Source organism: Sphingobacterium sp. Lzh-3, from assembly GCF_046764375.1.
Classification (GTDB): domain Bacteria; phylum Bacteroidota; class Bacteroidia; order Sphingobacteriales; family Sphingobacteriaceae; genus Sphingobacterium.
In genome coordinates this window covers 1-19,160 of record NZ_CP177226.1, presented here as the reverse complement: position 1 = coordinate 19,160, position 19,160 = coordinate 1, and the positions used below count along the sequence as shown (strand labels likewise).

Here is a 19,160-nt window from a genome sequence, read left to right as displayed (position 1 = left end):
CGTCAGATGGGATTTATGAATTTTAATCAAACCGTAATTCTATGCGTGATCAGGTAAAGTATCATTGCCAAAAAAGTACTGGCAATAATTCCTTTTCCGAGATGATCATTCCCCGATCGATACGCAAAACGTAAAAGTACTAAATTAACCAATACGGCTATGGTATAGATAGCCATGGGTTTCTCGGGTAAAAAATGAAGTTCGAGATCCGTAAAACGTACTAAAATATGAGCCAATACTGGCGATACAGTACCGATACCCAATCCTATCCAGAGCTTATTTTTCACGGTTATCGTCTCCCCTTGTATTTCCCAGATGATCAAAGCTCCATGAATTCAATTCTGGGATAGCGTGATGTGCCGTCATATCGAACTGTGTCGGAACGACAGATACGTAACCATTGGCCAATGCAAAACTATCGGTATCTTCCCCCCTGTCCTGCAAGACAAATTTACCCGTTGTCCAATAATAATCGCGATTGTGTGGATCAATACGTTCATCAAATTCTTCTACCCAATGCCCGCCAGCCTGTCTACAAATTTTAATACCTTTAAAACCTGCTGTTTGCGGAAAATTAACATTCAGCAATGTGTTTTTAGGAAGACCATTCGCCAGCACCTGCTCGGCAATAGAAATCACGTAAGGTCTGCAATAGCTAAAATCCGCATCATGGGAAAAGTTATCGAGCGAAAAACCAACAGAAGGAATCCCTTCAATAGCCCCTTCTACCGCAGCAGACATCGTACCGGAATACAACACATTGATTGAATTGTTGAGCCCATGATTGATTCCCGAGACGCATATATCTGGCTTTTGTCCTTTAAAAACTTTATTCACCGCAAGTTTCACACAATCTACCGGTGTTCCTGAACACTGATACATTTCAACCCCTTCATATAAATTGATTTTATCCAAACGTAGCGGTCTACCAAGTGTAATGGCATGCCCCATTCCAGATTGCGCCGAATCAGGAGCAACGACAACTACATTTCCGATTTTCTGCATCTCCTCCAATAGCACCTTAATCCCCGGCGCTGTGATACCATCGTCATTAACAACTAAAATATTGGGCTTCATATGTAAATAATTTCTTTTTTAAAGGTCTTCAGGAATCCTCAGTGCTCTCCATCTGTGTGTATGCTTTTAGAATATGAGGATTTCTTCTTTACCATATACGAAGTTAGTAAATCTGAAACCGAGATGTAAATAATATTGACACAACAGGCAATTATTATCTGTAAAGGTCGCTCATTAGGACATGACAAACGGCTTAAGCGACTGTCGAAACAGGAGTTCAAACGAACACAGGGAAGCTGCAAATGATCGATGAGTTTAGATGCAGCAAACGGAAATAAGATGGTAACCAAGTTATATGATTTAACAGTGCTTGTTCAGTGCTTGTTCAGTGCTCGTTCAGTGCTTGCTCAGTGCTTGCTCAGTAACGACTGAATAAATACCGATTATTCACTGTCTAAACATTGGTTAAATATTGTTATTAGGTATATTTTGGTAGGGGTATGATTTACCACCGATCACTACGACATCGTTTGCGTAAGATTGTGTCGTTATTGACAAATATTAGCCCTAAATTTAGCATTCAAACAGACAAACAAAGATAATAATTCAGTTATGAGCATTAATTTTGAATCCCGTTATGCAATAGGGCCAAAGGAATACAAAACTTTAGATACACAAGGGTTAAGGGAGAATTTTCTAATTGAAACAGTTTTTGAAGCAGACAAAATTAATTTTGTCTATACCCACTATGATCGCTATATGGCTGGTGGAGCAATGCCTGTAAGCTCAAAAATCAAATTAGATACCATTCCCGCATTATTAAAAGAACCTTACTTCCTTTCGAGAAGAGAGTTGGGTATTATCAATGTCGGTGGGAACGGTCAAGTTGAAGTTGACGGCATTACTTATGATCTCAATACCAAAGAAGCCCTTTATATCGGCCAGGGTGCTCAAGAGGTTTATTTTTCAAGCAAGGACGCCGCACAGCCCGCAAAATTCTATTTAAACTCCACTCCTGCACATTGCAGCTACCCAACTAAAAAGGTAACGAAAGAAGATGCAAATAAAATAGAATTGGGTTCATTGGAAACAGCTAACCACCGTACGATCAACCAGATGTTATTGAACAAAGTGGTACAAACCTGCCAATTACAGATGGGAATGACCGAGTTAAAACCGGGTTCTGTATGGAATACAATGCCATCCCATACCCACGATCGTCGTATGGAAGTCTATTTCTATTTTGAATTACCAGAGGGACAGGCGGTATCACATTTTATGGGACCCATCGATGAGACCCGCCATATCTGGATGCACAACGATCAGGCTGTAATTTCTCCACCATGGTCAATTCACTCTGGAGCTGGAACTTCCAATTATACCTTTATATGGGGGATGGCGGGTGAAAATTTAGATTATGACGATATGGACAAATGTGCCATCACAGAATTGAAGTAATATGAAAAAAACACTCGTATTAAGTTTAGCGCTAGGACTTTCAACACTTGCTTTTGCGCAGAACAACAAAACCATTACTGTAAACAACTCTTCCGCTAGCGCAAGAACAGAGTTGATCAGTATCCCTTATGCAACATTCGAGAAACACTTCGAGTTAAAAAACAGTGTATTTACGATTGTGGATAAGGATAAAAAGGAACTCGCCTATCAGCTTGAGAAACTTGGAAAACCAACGGCACAAAATATTTTAATCCAAATAACCGTTGCTCCTAAAAGTTCAACAACCTTTGGTGTTAATGGGAATAAACCTACAGCTATTGCTTCCAAGACCTATGCAAGATACGTCCCCGAACGCAAAGATGACTTTGCATGGGAAAACGATATTGCGGCTTTTAGAGCCTATGGAAAGGCTTTAGAAGGCAGCTCAGAAGATGCACAGGGCTTTGACTTCTGGGCAAAACGTAGCAATGACCTTGTTGTTGACGAATGGTATAAAACTGGGGATTATCATGCCGATCATGGCAAAGGCTTAGATTATTATTCCGTTGGACAAACCTTGGGCGTTGGCGATGCAACTCCGTTTATTGACGAACAGGTTGTTTACCATAAGCATTATCGCCAATACGAGGTATTGGACAATGGTCCGCTACGCTCCACATTCAAACTTATCTATGAACCGGAGAATGTAAAGGGTCAGCAGCTACAGGTTGAAAAGACCATTTCCTTAGATGCTGGGAGTCAATTGAACAAAATAAGCTATTCTATCAAAAACGCAACCTCTGCCTCTACGCCAATTGTTGTGGGGATAGCTAAAAGAAAAGAGGAAAAACATCAAATTCTAAATGATGTAAAGAATGGCATTTTAGCGTATTGGGAACCTGCAGAAGGAGATAAAATTACAGGAACTGCGGTTATTCTACCAAAAGTAAAATATGTATTCAAAGATAGTCCAAAACAATTTTTACTGGCAACCACCGTCAAAAATGATAAACCACTGGTTTATTTTGCGGGGGCTGCGTTCAATAAAGCGGGTAAAATAGGTAGTTTTGAGCAATGGCAATCTTATGTAAAAACATTTAAAAATAATTTAGATCAACCATTAACAATAAAATATTCAAAATAATGTCCATACTGCAATCTTTTGACTTAAGTGGGAAAGTAGCCTTGGTAACAGGCTGCAAAAGAGGAATTGGCAAGGCAATTGCCGAAGCATTGGCTGAAGCCGGAGCAGATATTATCGGCGTTTCAGCGTCATTGGAAACTGAAGGCTCTGCAGTAGAAAAATCCGTAAAAGCATTAGGCAAAAATTTCTATGCCTATCAGTGTGATTTCTCTAAACGGACAGAACTTTACAAATTTATCGAAAAAGTAAAATCAGCGCATCCGACGATTGACATCCTGTTTAATAATGCCGGAAATATCCTTCGTAAACCTGCTGCCGAGCATCCAGATGAATATTGGGATGAAATTATCGAGATCAATCAAAATGCGCAATTTATATTAACACGTGAAATTGGAAAGGACATGATTTCACGTGGAACTGGAAAGATCGTATTTACAGCATCTTTGTTAACTTTCCAAGGTGGTATCAATGTTCCGGGATACGCCGCTTCGAAAGGTGCTGTAGGATCTTTAGTAAAGGCTTTTGCGAATGAGTGGGCTTCCAAAGGTGTCAACGTAAACGGATTTGCTCCAGGATATATCGCCACGGATAATACCGAGGCACTTAGGGACGACCCTGAACGCTCTAAGTCCATTTTGGACCGTATACCTGCAGGTCGCTGGGGAACTCCAGAAGATTTTAAGGGGCCAGCCGTATTCCTCGCTTCAAAAGCTTCTGACTATGTACATGGAACCATCCTTACTGTGGATGGTGGTTGGATGGGAAGATAATAATCAACCTTTACGATGAGTTTGTTTTAAGAGTCTTTATCCGAAGGGGTAAAGACTTTTTTTACAATTCTAAACCCCAGATTACTAAAAGATGCATTGGGACTAACTGAACCTATATATACCGTATTAAAAGCAGCACAGCTATTTTTACTACACCACCAGGAGCCTCCTCGGGCATGGGCAATAGAGCGATCACCATCTCTTTCAAGCTTTCCGGTACAAAATTCAAAGACATTTCCAAAGATGTCATAAAGCCCCCATGGATTGGGTTTGAATTTTCCAACAGGAGAAGTATACAGATAGCCATCAGAATAATCCGCTTTCAAATGATCTTTTCCATGCCATACATTTGCATATTCACCCATATTCTCTTTACTGAAACCTGCAAAATAATAGCCTTCGCTACCCGCTCTGGCCGCCACCTCCCATTCGTCAAAAGAGGGTAATCTACAGTTTGCCCAGGTACAATATGCCAGCACATCCTTATAAGAGATACAGGTAACAGGATGATCCATCTTAGCCTCAATGCCGCCACGACTTACGCCATTCGGAAAGCGCCAATAGGCTGTACTATCCTGTAGCCAACGAAACTCCGCCAAGCCAGGCTCAAAGACCATGGCGTTGTGGTAGCGTTCTGCTAATGTTTTATAGCCTGTTGCTTGAACGAATTTCTCAAATTCAGCATTCGTTAGCTCAAACTTAGCGATCCAAAACGATTCAACTTTTACAACTCTTTTTGGATTGTCTAGACTACCTATATCACCCAAAGGATAGTCTCCGGCCGGAATCTGGATATAGTTTCCAACTTGGGCTTCACATTGAAGATGTAAAACAATCAATCCTATTAAATAGAGTAACTTCCTCATTCTCCTTGCCGTTTGTTATAATACAAATTTGAAGTTTCGAATACTAAAAATCCAACTGCACTACTTACTTTTTTTCTCTTCGTAATATTTTAGCGCCCGACTAAAGATCAGCGCCTCATTTTCTTTATTGTAATTTAGATAGGAGTAATAATTGCTATTTTCTCCATATAACTTTTTAAAAGACGTAGACTTTATAAATTCACTATATTCACCACGTTTCATCAGCAACATCAATAAGGTCAGGGCATCTTTGTCTTTCGGCGTCTTCTTGGCATAATCAATAATAAAAGGAATCATTTGCCAGCCGTTGAGCTCCACTAGGGCATGCTTATAATTTACCCCCATCCGTTTGCTTCGGATAACAGATTCCTGGATAAGTTTGATTACTGAATCCCTATTCTCCTGCAAAAAATCGGTCTGTCTTTGCGACCAGGACGACTCATTAAAACCGTCCAATAAGGTGCCAAAGATTTTTTTGTCGATCTGCGTTTGGTATTCAGGTATAGCGCAATTCTGTGCATATAATTCTGCGTGAATCATGGTATAGGTAAACTTTTCGCGCAGGGACAGCTTTTTGAAATCAGTAGCCGAAATTGCATTTGTTCCAGCATCGGTCGTTTCTTTATCTTCTTCGGGGATTATTTTTGCGATTAACGCCTTTACTTTGTCCAAACCATAGGGCGGGATGGTCATTTTGTTCCGCATTTCGATAGCAGCAGGATCCATAAAAAGACTCTCGTCATCCTCCGAATTCGTTTGTGCAAAAACACCTGCCCAACACAGGAAAGAAATAAAAAATAAAAGTCCCCTTTTCATATCGTATGATTTAATATCTTTTAAAAATAAAGAAATTACTGCTACAAAAATTATTCCTCTTTATTATATAGAACTCCCTTTCGCCCCGATCTGCCTTTTCCTAATTGCAATGATTTCTACATACAATAATTCCTTTTTGTAATGAATACCCTCTGCTCCTAACAAAAATCCCCAGATTTAATAAAACCCAGGGATACTATATTTCTTTTACTTTTGTCGATATCAAGAATATAAACCTTTCTTATCGATAAACTCTATCACCTTTTGCGGTACAAAAAATTGAATATTTTTATTTTCCTTGATTGCCTTTCGCAAAAAGGTAGAAGACAATTCCATCAGTGGTGTAGCTGTAATGGTGATTGAAGGATGATCCTTAAGCTTTCCACCATCATATCCAGGACGTGGGTAGACATAAATCTGGTAGTCACGTAAGATAATATCCGCATTTTTCCATTTTTCCAAAGATTCCAAACTATCTTCTCCCATGAGGAGCACAAATTCACGATTGGGATATTTTGCTTTTAAATGAGTGAGTGTATCTATCGTATATGACGGTATTGGTAAATGGAATTCAATATCTGTTACCCGCAGGTGTTCAGCACCCTCCAAAGCCAGATTTAACATCTCCAGACGATCATAGGGATCTGCCAATGTAGATTTCTTCTTAAATGGATTTTGAGGAGAGACCACAAACCAAACTTCATCCAATTCAGTGAAACTGGCCATATAATTAGCGATGATCAGGTGCCCTATGTGCACCGGATTAAAAGAACCAAAATACAAACCAATTTTTCGCATGGACTTATTTATTGATAAATCCCATAACAATTTCTTCAGCTTCGGCACATGCAGTAGCTAAATCAAAGTTATTCAATATGACATCAAATTTATTGGCATAGGTAAGTTCCAGTTCAGCTTTGGCAAAACGTTCTTTCAATTTTTCTTCTGAATCCGTTCCACGCCCTGTCAAACGCTCCTTAAGCACCTCCAATGATGGTGGCTGTACGAAAATAGAAATTGCCTGTTCTGGGAATTTTGATTTCAAACGTAGTCCACCAACCACATCGATATCAAAAATAACATGTTTACCTTCTTTCCAAATACGTTCAATTTCTGAACGCAACGTACCGTAAAATGTTCCTGAATATACTTCTTCAAACTCGATGAACTCCTGTTTAGCGACCTTATGTAGAAACTCCTCCTTTGACATAAAATAATAATCTTTTCCGTCTACTTCCTGTCCTCTAGGGTCACGTGTACTCGCCGAAATGGAAAACTCTATTTTATCGCCATGTTTGCTTAAAAGATCTCTTACTATGGTTGTTTTACCCGCTCCTGATGGGGCCGAGAATATAATTAATTTACCGCTCATCCTTATAATACGTTGAGCAATTGCTCTTTTATTTTTTCTAATTCTTCTTTCATTCTAACCACAATCTGTTGGATTCCGGCATGATTGGCTTTAGAACCAAGGGTATTGATTTCTCTACCCATTTCTTGTGAGATAAAACCTAATTTTTTACCATTTGAATCGGCTGAATCAAACGCTTTTAAAAAGTAGTTGCAATGGGCGCGCAATCTCACTTTCTCCTCAGTCACATCCAATTTGTCGATGTAGTAAACCAGTTCCTGCTCAAATCGATTTTGATCGACATTTTCTTTACCAACCGTATCATTCAAAAATTGCTCGATACGCTGTCTGATCAAAGGTATACGTTCTACTTCCAAAGCCTCTACCTCAGCAAGGTAAACTAAAATAAGCTCAGCCCGCTTTTTTAAGTCTCCAGCAAGTACAGTTCCCTCATCTTCACGAAATGTATTAAAACGTTTGACGGCATCATAAAAAGCATCCATCAATACCTTAGACTCCTCATCATCAACTGAATCATCATTGTTCGTGATTACCTCAGGCATATTTAATGCGAGTTCAAACAGGTTGACATTCGTATCGTTGAGTTCTACAGCAATCTGCTGCAATTGACTATAATATTTTTTGAGTAAATCAGCATTAATGGAAGACGCCTTCGCAGTTTGATCCGTGTATTCAACCGTTACATTCATGTTAACTTTACCACGTTCAATAAGTTTGCTACTTTCAGTACGCAGGGTTAATTCTTTGTCCGAAACAACTTTGGGCAAACGAAGATTTAATTCAAGGAATTTTGAATTTAAGGACTTTATTTCGACACTATATTTAACTTTACCGTTATCAGCGGAAGCTGTGCCATATCCTGTCATGGATTTTATCATATGCAAAGGTATGACTTTTCAGTAAAAATTAAATACACTGTATCGATTAATTGCTGATACTCGCCAAATTACCTTTCTTTTTATTTACCAATCGTGTTTGGCGATGATAACTACTAAGTAACTTTCATAAGGTTTGGCACCTTTGCATTCAACATAACCAATCCCAATATCATATAGCGAAGCGTTCCACTGATCCATGCCCAATAAATGGGTACGATGATGATAACCCGGAGCTTCCTTTCCGATAATCAAGGCCTTAATGCCAGCGGTAGCACTGGATCGGTTGGCCGCAATGGACTCAAAATTGTTTGCATTTCGTTTGGACAGCCATGCCGGATTAAGCTGATATCCTGCCTCGTCAATGAAATAATTAGGTCCATAGCCCTCAGGTGAGACATGGTCAAAATAAGAACGTTTAGCCATATCTTTTGCACGATAAACCGCAACCTCGGCCAACTGTTTATTCCAATTGAGCTTGGTTCGTTTAATCTTCTGTAGATTAAAAAGCTTCAGTTCCTTCTTATACTTTTCGGGATTTGTACGAATTTTGTTCAATAGCTCATAGGCCTCGATGGCTTGACCATGATCAACAACCACACGTTGGGCGAAAATAGACTGTGTAAAAAGCAGGGTAAATGCTAAAACCAAATAGTTCATACGTAAATAATCTCTTCTTCAATGACCTTACGAAATATCCAGACGATCTTGCCCACTTAACTCAATTTTATCGCGTCCAAACTACATTTGGGCAGAGTGCCTGTACTTTTTCAATAGGAATATTTCGTATCAATCCTTTAACCCTAAAAGACGATATTTAGTATGCAGCGTTTAATCTTTTTTTGATTTATTTGCAGTCAGAAACTGTATAAGCATGGGTATTAGGCTAATAAAGATAACGGCCAAAATAACAAGGGAGAAATTATGCTTAAAGAATGGCAGCTGTCCAAAAAAATAACCTGCAAGCATAAACAATGAAACCCATACTACACCGCCAACTATATTATATTTTCCGAAGACCCTGTAGGGCATTTTACCAATACCGGCTACAAATGGCGCAAAAGTTCGAACAATGGGCACAAATCGCGCATAAATAATGGTTTTTGTTCCATGTTTTGCATAAAAATCCTGTGTTCTTTGTAAGTAAGTCGGCTTAAATATCCTTGATCCCGGCTTAAAAACATGGATTCCAACATATTTGCCAATTTCATAATTCACAAAATCCCCGGAAATAGCAGCAAAAACTAAGATGACTATAAATAGTAGCAAAGAAAGCTGACAGTCAGGATGCGCAATTATCGCACCCAAGGCAAACAAAACTGAGTCACCAGGAAGGAATGGTGTAACAACAAATCCTGTTTCCGCAAAGATGATTAAAAACAAAATCAGATAAGTCCAGTTTTCATAACTATTGATCAGTTGCAAAAGATGCTGATCGATATGCACTATAAAATCAATAAACTGTGAAATGATTTCCATTTTTTTGATCTATAAAAAAAGGGAATCTTATTGGACTCCCTTTTTAGTTTTTATCTTTTCTTTAATAAGCTCGACGACTATTGGCAATATCGATATAAAAATAATGATCAATACGACCTTCGAGAAATTATCTCTGATAATTGGAATATTTCCTAAAAAGTATCCTGCAAGGGTTATACCACCCACCCACAAGACAGCTCCTACGACATTATACGTAATGAAGGTACCATAATTCATCTTTCCAATCCCCCCAACGAAAGGCGCCAAGGTACGTACGATAGGTACAAATCGAGCGATAACGATTGTTTTACTGCCATATTTCTCATAAAAAGAATGAGTCTTGGCAATTTGCTCATCTTTGACTACCTGCTTACCAAAGAGCTTAAATTTCGTTAGGCGCATACCAAAATGCTTACCAATAGCATAATTTAAAGAATCCCCAGAAACCGCGGCTACCAATAAAATGAAAATCATCAACCATACGTTAAGATCATTTGGTTGTGCGGCTAGCATGCCCGCTGCGAACAACAATGAATCTCCTGGTAAAAAAGGCATCACAACCACTCCTGTTTCTACAAAAATAATAAGAAACAGAATAAGGTACGTCCAAGTCTGATAATCATTGACTATTTCAACCAAATGTTTATCAATATGGAGAATAAAGTCTATAAGATGCGTAATTAGTTCCAAACCCTGATGAAGATTAAGCGTTGTTTAACATAACAGGCATCACCAACATCAAAATATCTTCATGATCTTCAGATACGGCCGGAATCAATAAACCGGCACGATTTGGCGTACTCATCTCCAAAACAACTTCTTCACTCTCTAAGTTATTTAACATCTCCACAAGGAATTTGGCGTTAAAACCGATTTCCATATCATCCCCTTCAAATTGACAGGATAAGCGTTCATGCGCTTCATTAGAGAAATCTAAATCTTCTGCAGAGATATGCAATTCACTTCCTGAGATCTTCAGACGAACCTGATGGGTTGTTTTATTAGCAAAAATCACCACCCGTCTCAAGGTATTTAAAAACAATAATCGATCTACAGTTAACTTGTTAGGGTTGACTTGAGGGATTACAGCAGCATAATCTGGGTAACGTTCATCAATCAAACGACAGATCAAATTAATATTGCCAAAGCTAAAGAACGCATTGGTTTGATTATATTCTATCGATACTGTAACATCATCGGATGGTAGCGACGATTTGAGCAATGAAAGTGCCTTTTTCGGCAAAATAAGTGATGCTGGTTTTTCAGCACCAATATCAGTTCTCGAATAACGCACCAACTTGTGTGCATCGGTAGAGACAAAAGTCACATTCTTTTCAGCTAATTGCACCAAAACACCAGACATCGCCGGTCTCAATTCGTCGTTACTGACAGCAAAGATCGTTTTACTGATCGCTTCTGACAAAATAGGAGCTGGCATCTGAATAACTGACCCGTTATCGATTGAAGGAATTTTAGGAAAATCGTCGGCATTTTCTCCACTCAACTTATATTTTCCATCACCTGCACTGATCTCAATAGCCAAGGTATTCATATCTACTGAAAATGCTACTGGCTGATCTGGTAAGGTTTTTAACGTCTCGATCAAAATCTTCGAAGGCATGGCTACTCTTCCCTCTTCTTTTGCTTCGATCTGTAAAGAAGTAACCATACTTGTTTGCAGATCCGTAGCAGAAATAGTCAAGTTATTGTCTTTTATTTCAAAAAGAAAGTTTTCCAAGATAGGCAAAACAGTACTTGTACTGGATGCGCCATTGATAGCTTGTAACTGCTTTAATAAAATTGATGTTGATACAATGAATCTCATTTCCTGAATACTAATTATTATGTGCAATAATACACAAATTAATCAATATTTTTCAGTTTTACAGGCCGCTTTCTTTCCACATAAAGAGATTTCGATCGCTCAAATAAGCAATTGTATTTCAATTAATAAGCACAGCGCCAAAAGTATAGAAAGCAAATTCGGCCCGATAAATCACAATATTTATTACATTTGTATAATAGCAGTAGTGTATGCAGTTTAAAGAGATCATTGGGCACAAAGACATCAAAGAACATTTAGTTCGCACGGTTCATGAAAATCGTGTGAGTCATGCGCAATTATTTCTTGGTCCAGAGGGCTCCGGCAGCCTTGCATTAGCCTATGCTTATGCACAGTTTTTGAATTGTGAAAACCGACAGTCAACCGACAGTTGTGGCGAATGCCCCTCTTGTCGAAAATATAATAAGCTGATCCATCCCGATCTCCACATGTCCTATCCTTTCATAGCCAAACATAAGGAAGATACGGCATCCGATTATGCGGACAGCTGGCGAAAATCTTTTTTATCTAATCCGTATATGGGATTGGAATATTGGCGCAATCAATTGGATGCGGACAACAAACAGGTCAATATCAATATCGCTGAAGCCCATGCGATCATCAAGAAATTAAGCCTCAAATCCTTCGAAGCTGAATATAAGGTTTTAATTATGTGGCTTCCCGAATACCTGGACACACAAGGTAATGCGCTGTTAAAGTTAATCGAAGAACCACCCGAAAAAACGCTCTTTATTCTGGTTGCAGAAAATCAGGACAAAATATTAAATACAATCATATCACGTACGCAATTGGTCAAAATAAAGAAGCTGGATCATGGTGAGGTCACGCAGTACTTAAAAACGGCACATCAACTTTCGGATGAAGAGGCATCAGAGATTGCTTTTATTGCAGATGGAAATCTCCAGGAAGCAAATAACCTATTGCACGCGCAGACAAATAATCATTTTGGCATTTTGGTAAACTGGCTGCGCTTTATCGTTTCGGACGCAGGGACCAATATGATTTCCCTGGTAGAAGAAGAGCTCTCAAAAATGGGGCGAGAAAACCAAAAAAGCTTTCTTTTTTATGCAATTAATATGATGCGTCAGATTATATTAATCAAAGAAGGTCTTTCCAGCTTAGTGTTCTTACCGGCCAAAGAATTGGATTTTGTCCAAAAATTTGCCGTACACTATACCGTTGAACAAATTGAAGCAACAATAAATCTATTTGAGGAAACACATTATTTTGTAGAAAGAAATGCAAATCCCAAAATATTATTTTTAGATTTATCTTTGCAGTTAACATTAATATACAAGTACAAAACGTTTCCGAAAGGAACTCAATATATAATATAGAAAACTATGGGATGTGGCAGTTGCTCATCCGGCGGAGGTTGCGGTACTACCACGACAAATGGTACACCGGCAGGATGTCAGAACAATGGCTCTTGCATGACTAGCGGATGTAATAAATTAGATGTATATGACTGGCTTTCCGACATGGATATGCCTTCAAACTATAAACCATTTAATATCGTCGAAGTACGATTCAAGGGATCACGAAAAGATTTCTTTATTAATGTAGACAATACCTACCTTGAAATGGGGGAAATGGTCGTTGTAGAACCTTCTACTGGTGGCTATGATGTCGGACATGTCTCCTTAACGGGTGAATTGGTCAGACTACAATTAAAAAAGAACAATGTTACCCCAGAGATGGTAACTAAAAAAATCTATCGGAAGCCCAATGAAGTGGATGTAGAGAAGTATAACGCAGCAAAAGATCTCGAATGGGAAACGATGCACAAAGCACGTAAACTGGCTTTGGACCTAGGTTTGTCCATGAAGATTTCTGATGTTGACTACCAGGGTGATAAAACCAAGGCTACCTTCTACTACACTGCTGAGGGCCGCGTGGATTTCCGTGAGCTTATCAAAAAAATGGCCGAAGCTTTCAGAATACGCATTGAGATGCGCCAGATCGGTATGCGACAAGAAGCTAGCCGCCTCGGTGGAATCGGTTCCTGTGGCCGCGAACTCTGCTGTTCAACCTGGTTAACGGATTTCAAAACAGTATCCACGTCGGCAGCACGCTATCAAAATCTTTCTTTGAATACGTTAAAGCTAGCGGGACAATGCGGTAAATTAAAATGCTGTCTCAATTATGAATTAGATAGTTACATGGATGCTTTAAAAGACATCCCGAATAATATCGACCGCATCGAAACGCTAAAAGGGGTTGCTTATCTTCAAAAGACCGATATTTTCAAGAAAATGATGTGGTTCTCTTTTCCTGGAGCAGAAAACTGGATTGCATTGCCTGTTCAACAAGTTAAAGAGCTTGTCGATATGAATAAACAGGGGATCAAACCGGAAGCAATTTCGAGTGCAGTAGATAACGATGAAGTCAGAGAAGAGAAAAATATCAATTACGATTACGAAAATGTAGTCGGACAAGATAGCTTAACTCGACTTGATGACCGGAATAAACGAAAGAAAAAAAGAAAATCCAAAAGCAATACGGTCAAACCTGAAAGTAAGGCTGGACAAAAAACTGAGAAGTCCGAACAAAGTACACCTAGACAAAGTACTAAACCTCAGATTTCGACCGATGCCGCAGCTTCGGCCGCGAATAAAGAGAATAAAGAAGGATCTAATAACAGACCCAAAAAGCGCTTCAATCGCCATCGGAATAAAAACAAAGGTAATAACAACAATGCTGCACCGAAAGCAGAATAAAAAAAATATGCCTAATTTTAACCCATTAGGCATATTCTTTTTATAAATAAACATGAAACTCAAAAGCTCTCCTCTCCTTATTGGTTTGTTATGTATCGGCATAGGGTGTTCTTGTGACCAAACTTTTGTCATAAATGAAAATAAACCCATTGATAATAAAGCTTGGCTGAATACATCACCGCCTAGTTTTCAATTTCATATCGGCGACAATACCAAACGATATGATGTATTGATGGATGTCCGTCATACACCGGAATATGCTTTTTCCAATCTTTTTGTACTTATTTACCAACGAGGCCCAGGTAAAAAGCAATATACTTTTCGTAAAGAAATAAAAATGGCCCGATCGGATGGAAAATGGATAGGAAAATCCTCCGGTAGCTTGTATAACAATCAATCCATCATCCATAAAGATTACCTATTTCCGGATACAGGAATTTATACGATTTCCATCGAACAGAACATGAAAGAAAATCCGTTGAAAGAAATCACAGACGTAGGGTTAACCATTGTTCCAAAATGATACGCTTATTACGATATCTATTATTTCCTTTTACCATCATCTACGCCCTTGTGGTGTGGATAAGAAATCGATTATATGATCTTAAGCTGCTTCCATCGCGGTCTTTTGACATTCCAACTGTAGTAATAGGAAATCTTGCCGTTGGTGGGACAGGAAAAAGCCCAATGACAGAATTTGTGGTATCCAGCCTTAAAGGTCAGTTTAAAACGGCAATACTCAGTCGAGGATATGGACGTAGCACCAAAGGTTTCTTTTTGGTACAGACGGATTCATCGGCCACGGACGTCGGTGACGAGCCCTTGCAGTTCAAAAATAAATTTCCGGCTGTCACTGTTGCAGTTTGTGAGGATCGTTGTACTGGAATTGAAAAACTTCAGTCAACTCATCAACTTATTATTCTGGATGACGCTTATCAACACCGAAAATTATCACCTCTTTTCAATATATTATTATTTGATTTTTTATCATTTTCTCAACCTATGCTCGTATTTCCCACAGGAAACTTTAGGGATCTCCTGATGGAGGCCAAACGAGCACAGATCATAGTAATTACGAAATGTCCTATTGATCTTTCGACCGAAGAAAAAAAACGGATAGAAAACAAAATCAGGTATTATAACAAAGAAGCTTTAATTGTATTTAGCTATATCGACTATCTTGAACCCATCAATAGTAAAGGAAGTCTAATCGATATCAAAGGCAAAGACATTATTTTGGTTACCGGTATTGCTAAACCTCAACCCTTAGTAGATTATCTCCAAAACAAAGCCAATTCAATCCAACACATTTCCTTTGGAGATCATCATTCTTTTACTGAATCGGATATCAATCAAATTGCAAAATCTTACCACAATCTGGCAAGTAGCAACAAGATCGTATTGACAACTGAAAAGGACTTTCAGCGATTAAAACCTTTTAAACAGCAATTTACAGCAATTGATTTGGCTTATCTACCGATCGGTCTTCAATTTCACGACCCTATCCAACAGGAAATATTCCATGAAAGGCTATATGATGCAGTGGCTCAAAGTGTTAATCAACCTTAAATTTTGTTAAGATCAGATACTATACTAAACTTTTTCATCAAATTTATATTCTATATGTAAACAGAGAATCTCAGAAGTTTTCGCTCTGTCTATCATGAACAAATTGAGTGTATACCCGATATTCGGCACTCATGATATAAACTATACAAAGATGAAAAAGAAAATTTTAATGGCAGTAGCTTGTCTATTTTTAAGTGCTACAGGAGTTTTTGCCCAACAACGTCAGCAACGTAGTCCTGAAGAACAAGCTAAAATGCGCGTAGAGCATTTAGACAAATTATTAAGCCTCAATCAAACGCAAAAAGATTCGATCTATAACCTTACCTTAAGTCAGGCTCAACAACGGGCTGCACTTCGAAATGAGGGGGGAGATCGAAAAGCGAACATGGAAAAATATAAACAGCTTCAGGAAATACAAACAACCAAAATCAAATCATGGCTTACCGCTGACCAAGCTAAGCTATTTGATGAACAACAGGAAAAAATGAAGGAAAGAATGTCTAAACGTTCCGACAATTAATTAAAACTACTTTAGAAAAGCCCTTGTATTATTTACAAGGGCTTTTCTATTTCCCCTTCAATTTGATTCTGGCGCTGTCATCAGCAGTTAGCTCATCTAACTTTATGGAGCTTATTAACAGCATAAATGTGAATAATAGCATCGAAGTTATTGCATTCACGCATCTATAAAAGCCCATATCCACATGAATAACAATTCGTTAATGTTAAAACTTTGTTAAAGTAACATAGTTGATACAATATAAACACCCTTTCCTTAGTTTTTATAGCAAGATCGTTTAATTGTAACTTTTTAAATACAATAGATATGAAAAAGCTAATTTTAACAGGAATCGGATTTTGTTTGGCACTCAGCCTGACATTTGCCCAACAGGGCACTCCAGAGGAAGTCGCAGCTAAAGCAACGACCGAACTTGTACAGAAACTACATCTGAATGATGAGCAAAAAACTGCGGTATCGACCATTCTATTGGATCAGGCAAAAGCAGAACAGACGATAGTAAAAGATAGTGGATCTTCTGCCCAAGCAAAAAGTGAAGCACTTCATAAGCTACAGACTGAAGTAGATACCAAAGTCAGTCAATTACTTACTGAAGATCAGAAATCGCTTTATCAAAAAGTGATCACTGAAAGACCAGCTAAAGCTGTGCCGACCGCAGCTGAGCCTACGAAAACTGAATCTGGTCAATAATCGACAACAACGTAAAATTAAGTAGCAGAAAAACATTGAATAATTTCATCTAAAATTGAACATCATGAAAAAGTTATTTTTAGCAGGCATAGGTTTCTTCCTAGCGATGAGCCTAACATTTGCACAACAAACAACACCGGAAGAAAATGCAACAAAGGTAGTGACTGAATTAGTTACAAAGCTGACATTAAATGACGAGCAGAAAACTGCGGTATCAACAATCGTATTGGATCAAGAAAAGGCTATTGCAGCCGTTATTCAGGACACGACAGCTACAGCAGATGGCAAAAAGGAAAGCATATCCAAAATTCAAGGTGAATCAGATACTAAAATAGCTCAGTTGCTAACAGATGAACAAAAGACAGCTTATCAGAAATATGTTACTGAGCGACCTCCGGTAAATATTCCGGCAACGCAAGAAACAACAGAACAAAAAGAATCCGGTAACGGACAGAGCAATCAATAACAATAATCATTCGAGAACGAATGAAAAGCCTCTGGACATGCAATGCATGCCCAGAGGCTTTTTTATGCCTTACAGGGCCTTAAATACATTAAAAAAGGCTGTCCAAGTAATATGGACAGCCCTTTTAGTGCTTTGCTTACGATAATTGACATTAAGATTTTAATTTTTTCATAATGTCACTTACATAAGTTTTAAATTTCTTGTCAGTTTCAATTAAATCCTCTACGGTTTGACAGGCATAAATGACTGTCGAGTGGTCTCTTCCTCCGAAGAATGCTCCGATCGATTTCAGTGAAGATTTGGTATGTGCTTTTGCTAAGTACATCGAAATTTGCCTGGCCTGCACGATTTCACGCTTTCTAACTTTCGATTTAACCATATCCACAGGAACTTCAAAATATTCACAGACTAATTTTTGAATAAAGTCCATTGAAATTTCCTTATGGGTATTCTTCACAAAATTCTTCAACATCGATTTTGCCAAGCCCAAATCGATCTCTTTTTTGTTCAAAGTAGACTGAGCCAATAATGAAACCATGGCTCCTTCCAATTCACGAACGCTGTTATCGATCTGTGTTGCGACGTATTCCACTACATTTTCAGGTAAATCAATACCATCGGAATACATCTTCTTCTTCAAAATTGCCATTCTCGTCTCAAGATCAGGAATCTGAATATCTGCAGATAATCCCCATTTAAAACGACTAAGCAAACGTTCCTCCAAACCAGCTAAATCCTTAGGTGCTTTGTCTGAAGTCAAAATAATTTGCTTTCCAGATTGATGCAAATGATTAAAAATATGGAAGAAAATATCCTGTGTTTTTTCTTTACCGGCAAAGTTATGTACATCATCCATAATGATGACATCCATTGCCTGATAAAAGTTAACGAAATCATTGATTGTATTATTTTTCAATGAATCCACAAACTGCTGACAGAATTTCTCACAAGACACATAAATGACCAGTTTATCGGGAAGATTTCTCTTGATTTCATTCCCGATTGCTTGGGCAAGGTGTGTCTTTCCCAAACCAACATCACCATAAATCATCAAAGGGTTGAATGAAGTACCACCTGGCTTATTCGCTACAGCATAACCTGCTGAACGAGCAAGACGATTACATTCACCTTCGATAAAATTTTCGAATGTGTAGTTTTGATTCAATTGCGGATCAACCTGCAATTTTTTCAATCCAGGAATAACAAATGGATTTTTGATATCTCTATTTAAAGATACCGGTACAGGAATAGATTGTCTTTTCCCTTCTGCTCCATTGCCATTCGATGGAAGATTAGTCGTATAGGGATGAGAAGCTGAAGACTTCTCCACTACAATATTGTATTCCAATCTACCTTGTTCTCCTAAAAATTTCTTTACGGTCTTACGAAGAATTCCTACATAGTGTTCTTCCAGCCACTCATAAAAAAATAAGCTAGGCACTTGAATAGTCAAAACGTCACCCTCCAAACGGACTGCTTTCACAGGTTCAAACCAGGTCTTGAAACTTTGCGCTGGTATATTATCTTTGATAATCGAAAGACAATTATTCCAGACACTTGAATACGTTTTTTCCAT

Annotated in this window: 22 protein-coding genes; 10 read left to right on the top strand and 12 right to left on the bottom strand. The window is 38.4% G+C overall.

Annotated features, from left to right (window positions below):
- Window positions 1-26 precede the first annotated feature (26 nt).
- Window positions 27-287 carry a hypothetical protein gene (locus ACLCDV_RS00110; RefSeq protein WP_317668984.1) on the bottom strand — a complete coding sequence of 87 codons (261 nt, stop codon included), beginning with the start codon at window positions 285-287 and terminating at the stop codon, window positions 27-29.
- Window positions 277-1,077, bottom strand: coding sequence for a 5'/3'-nucleotidase SurE (gene surE, locus ACLCDV_RS00105; RefSeq protein WP_317668985.1), 801 nt, complete (start codon window positions 1,075-1,077; stop codon window positions 277-279). Before surE ends, ACLCDV_RS00110 begins: the two co-directional genes overlap by 11 nt.
- Window positions 1,078-1,629: 552 nt before the next feature.
- Between surE and kduI the strand changes: the two genes are divergently transcribed.
- Genes kduI through ACLCDV_RS00090 form a run of 3 tightly spaced genes read left to right on the top strand, consistent with a single transcriptional unit; the run spans window position 1,630 to window position 4,368 of the window.
- Window positions 1,630-2,475: a 5-dehydro-4-deoxy-D-glucuronate isomerase gene (gene kduI / locus ACLCDV_RS00100; protein WP_120335649.1), complete on the top strand. Its 846-nt coding sequence runs from the start codon at window positions 1,630-1,632 to the stop codon at window positions 2,473-2,475.
- Window position 2,476: 1 nt separating this feature from the next.
- The gene (locus ACLCDV_RS00095) at window positions 2,477-3,598 is read left to right on the top strand and encodes a DUF4861 family protein (protein ID WP_411972582.1); all 1,122 of its coding nucleotides are present in this window, start codon (window positions 2,477-2,479) and stop codon (window positions 3,596-3,598) included.
- Between the two features lie 5 nt (window positions 3,599-3,603).
- Complete coding sequence (locus tag ACLCDV_RS00090) at window positions 3,604-4,368, top strand: SDR family oxidoreductase (RefSeq protein ID WP_172840746.1); 765 nt, start codon at window positions 3,604-3,606, stop codon at window positions 4,366-4,368.
- A gap of 26 nt (window positions 4,369-4,394) precedes the next feature.
- Here ACLCDV_RS00090 and ACLCDV_RS00085 read toward each other — a convergent pair whose 3' ends face one another.
- The 9 genes from ACLCDV_RS00085 to dnaN form a co-directional block, all read right to left on the bottom strand.
- On the bottom strand, window positions 4,395-5,234 hold the full coding sequence (locus ACLCDV_RS00085; protein WP_411972581.1) for a formylglycine-generating enzyme family protein: 840 nt from the start codon (window positions 5,232-5,234) through the stop codon (window positions 4,395-4,397).
- Window positions 5,235-5,294: 60 nt separating this feature from the next.
- Window positions 5,295-6,050, bottom strand: coding sequence for a hypothetical protein (locus tag ACLCDV_RS00080; RefSeq protein ID WP_317668989.1), 756 nt, complete (start codon window positions 6,048-6,050; stop codon window positions 5,295-5,297).
- Window positions 6,051-6,272: 222 nt separating this feature from the next.
- A complete protein-coding gene (gene nadD / locus ACLCDV_RS00075; protein ID WP_075990440.1) occupies window positions 6,273-6,848 on the bottom strand; it encodes a nicotinate (nicotinamide) nucleotide adenylyltransferase in 576 nt (191 codons plus the stop codon).
- 4 nt (window positions 6,849-6,852) lie between these two features.
- Window positions 6,853-7,422 carry a guanylate kinase gene (gene gmk / locus ACLCDV_RS00070; RefSeq protein WP_075990439.1) on the bottom strand — a complete coding sequence of 190 codons (570 nt, stop codon included), beginning with the start codon at window positions 7,420-7,422 and terminating at the stop codon, window positions 6,853-6,855.
- Between the two features lie 2 nt (window positions 7,423-7,424).
- The gene (locus ACLCDV_RS00065) at window positions 7,425-8,300 is read right to left on the bottom strand and encodes a YicC/YloC family endoribonuclease (protein WP_411972580.1); all 876 of its coding nucleotides are present in this window, start codon (window positions 8,298-8,300) and stop codon (window positions 7,425-7,427) included.
- Window positions 8,301-8,384: 84 nt separating this feature from the next.
- Complete coding sequence (locus ACLCDV_RS00060; RefSeq protein WP_317668991.1) at window positions 8,385-8,957, bottom strand: CAP domain-containing protein; 573 nt, start codon at window positions 8,955-8,957, stop codon at window positions 8,385-8,387.
- Between the two features lie 171 nt (window positions 8,958-9,128).
- A complete protein-coding gene (locus tag ACLCDV_RS00055) occupies window positions 9,129-9,776 on the bottom strand; it encodes a DedA family protein (protein WP_333576037.1) in 648 nt (215 codons plus the stop codon).
- Window positions 9,777-9,803: 27 nt separating this feature from the next.
- The gene (locus ACLCDV_RS00050) at window positions 9,804-10,466 is read right to left on the bottom strand and encodes a DedA family protein (protein ID WP_333576039.1); all 663 of its coding nucleotides are present in this window, start codon (window positions 10,464-10,466) and stop codon (window positions 9,804-9,806) included.
- A 13-nt stretch (window positions 10,467-10,479) separates the two neighbouring features.
- The gene (dnaN, locus tag ACLCDV_RS00045) at window positions 10,480-11,601 is read right to left on the bottom strand and encodes a DNA polymerase III subunit beta (RefSeq protein WP_088159749.1); all 1,122 of its coding nucleotides are present in this window, start codon (window positions 11,599-11,601) and stop codon (window positions 10,480-10,482) included.
- Window positions 11,602-11,810: 209 nt separating this feature from the next.
- On the opposite strand from dnaN, the gene ACLCDV_RS00040 reads away from it, so the two are divergent.
- The 7 genes from ACLCDV_RS00040 (at window position 11,811) to ACLCDV_RS00010 (ending at window position 17,584) form a co-directional block, all read left to right on the top strand.
- Complete coding sequence (locus ACLCDV_RS00040) at window positions 11,811-12,956, top strand: hypothetical protein (protein WP_317668994.1); 1,146 nt, start codon at window positions 11,811-11,813, stop codon at window positions 12,954-12,956.
- A gap of 6 nt (window positions 12,957-12,962) precedes the next feature.
- Complete coding sequence (locus tag ACLCDV_RS00035) at window positions 12,963-14,339, top strand: stage 0 sporulation family protein (protein ID WP_411972579.1); 1,377 nt, start codon at window positions 12,963-12,965, stop codon at window positions 14,337-14,339.
- 52 nt (window positions 14,340-14,391) lie between these two features.
- The gene (locus ACLCDV_RS00030) at window positions 14,392-14,862 is read left to right on the top strand and encodes a gliding motility lipoprotein GldH (RefSeq protein ID WP_411972578.1); all 471 of its coding nucleotides are present in this window, start codon (window positions 14,392-14,394) and stop codon (window positions 14,860-14,862) included.
- A complete protein-coding gene (gene lpxK, locus ACLCDV_RS00025) occupies window positions 14,859-15,908 on the top strand; it encodes a tetraacyldisaccharide 4'-kinase (protein WP_411972577.1) in 1,050 nt (349 codons plus the stop codon). The genes ACLCDV_RS00030 and lpxK overlap by 4 nt, the downstream gene beginning before the upstream one ends.
- A gap of 151 nt (window positions 15,909-16,059) precedes the next feature.
- Window positions 16,060-16,428 (top strand): hypothetical protein, encoded by a 369-nt coding sequence (locus ACLCDV_RS00020; RefSeq protein ID WP_317668998.1) that lies wholly within the window; start codon window positions 16,060-16,062, stop codon window positions 16,426-16,428.
- A 306-nt stretch (window positions 16,429-16,734) separates the two neighbouring features.
- Window positions 16,735-17,118 (top strand): hypothetical protein, encoded by a 384-nt coding sequence (locus tag ACLCDV_RS00015; RefSeq protein ID WP_317668999.1) that lies wholly within the window; start codon window positions 16,735-16,737, stop codon window positions 17,116-17,118.
- A gap of 64 nt (window positions 17,119-17,182) precedes the next feature.
- Window positions 17,183-17,584: a hypothetical protein gene (locus tag ACLCDV_RS00010; protein ID WP_411972576.1), complete on the top strand. Its 402-nt coding sequence runs from the start codon at window positions 17,183-17,185 to the stop codon at window positions 17,582-17,584.
- Window positions 17,585-17,735: 151 nt separating this feature from the next.
- Here ACLCDV_RS00010 and dnaA read toward each other — a convergent pair whose 3' ends face one another.
- Complete coding sequence (dnaA, locus tag ACLCDV_RS00005; RefSeq protein WP_046672557.1) at window positions 17,736-19,160, bottom strand: chromosomal replication initiator protein DnaA; 1,425 nt, start codon at window positions 19,158-19,160, stop codon at window positions 17,736-17,738.

Coding starts and splice junctions, on each gene's coding strand:
- surE (WP_317668985.1), bottom strand. CDS start 1,077: ATGAAGCCCAATATTTTAGTTGTTAATGACGATGGTATCACAGCGCCG.
- kduI (WP_120335649.1), top strand. CDS start 1,630: ATGAGCATTAATTTTGAATCCCGTTATGCAATAGGGCCAAAGGAATAC.
- ACLCDV_RS00095 (WP_411972582.1), top strand. CDS start 2,477: ATGAAAAAAACACTCGTATTAAGTTTAGCGCTAGGACTTTCAACACTT.
- ACLCDV_RS00085 (WP_411972581.1), bottom strand. CDS start 5,234: ATGAGGAAGTTACTCTATTTAATAGGATTGATTGTTTTACATCTTCAA.
- ACLCDV_RS00080 (WP_317668989.1), bottom strand. CDS start 6,050: ATGAAAAGGGGACTTTTATTTTTTATTTCTTTCCTGTGTTGGGCAGGT.
- nadD (WP_075990440.1), bottom strand. CDS start 6,848: ATGCGAAAAATTGGTTTGTATTTTGGTTCTTTTAATCCGGTGCACATA.
- gmk (WP_075990439.1), bottom strand. CDS start 7,422: ATGAGCGGTAAATTAATTATATTCTCGGCCCCATCAGGAGCGGGTAAA.
- ACLCDV_RS00065 (WP_411972580.1), bottom strand. CDS start 8,300: ATGATAAAATCCATGACAGGATATGGCACAGCTTCCGCTGATAACGGT.
- ACLCDV_RS00060 (WP_317668991.1), bottom strand. CDS start 8,957: ATGAACTATTTGGTTTTAGCATTTACCCTGCTTTTTACACAGTCTATT.
- ACLCDV_RS00055 (WP_333576037.1), bottom strand. CDS start 9,776: ATGGAAATCATTTCACAGTTTATTGATTTTATAGTGCATATCGATCAG.
- dnaN (WP_088159749.1), bottom strand. CDS start 11,601: ATGAGATTCATTGTATCAACATCAATTTTATTAAAGCAGTTACAAGCT.
- ACLCDV_RS00040 (WP_317668994.1), top strand. CDS start 11,811: ATGCAGTTTAAAGAGATCATTGGGCACAAAGACATCAAAGAACATTTA.
- ACLCDV_RS00035 (WP_411972579.1), top strand. CDS start 12,963: ATGGGATGTGGCAGTTGCTCATCCGGCGGAGGTTGCGGTACTACCACG.
- ACLCDV_RS00030 (WP_411972578.1), top strand. CDS start 14,392: ATGAAACTCAAAAGCTCTCCTCTCCTTATTGGTTTGTTATGTATCGGC.
- lpxK (WP_411972577.1), top strand. CDS start 14,859: ATGATACGCTTATTACGATATCTATTATTTCCTTTTACCATCATCTAC.
- ACLCDV_RS00020 (WP_317668998.1), top strand. CDS start 16,060: ATGAAAAAGAAAATTTTAATGGCAGTAGCTTGTCTATTTTTAAGTGCT.
- ACLCDV_RS00015 (WP_317668999.1), top strand. CDS start 16,735: ATGAAAAAGCTAATTTTAACAGGAATCGGATTTTGTTTGGCACTCAGC.
- ACLCDV_RS00010 (WP_411972576.1), top strand. CDS start 17,183: ATGAAAAAGTTATTTTTAGCAGGCATAGGTTTCTTCCTAGCGATGAGC.
- dnaA (WP_046672557.1), bottom strand. CDS start 19,160: ATGGAAAAAACGTATTCAAGTGTCTGGAATAATTGTCTTTCGATTATC.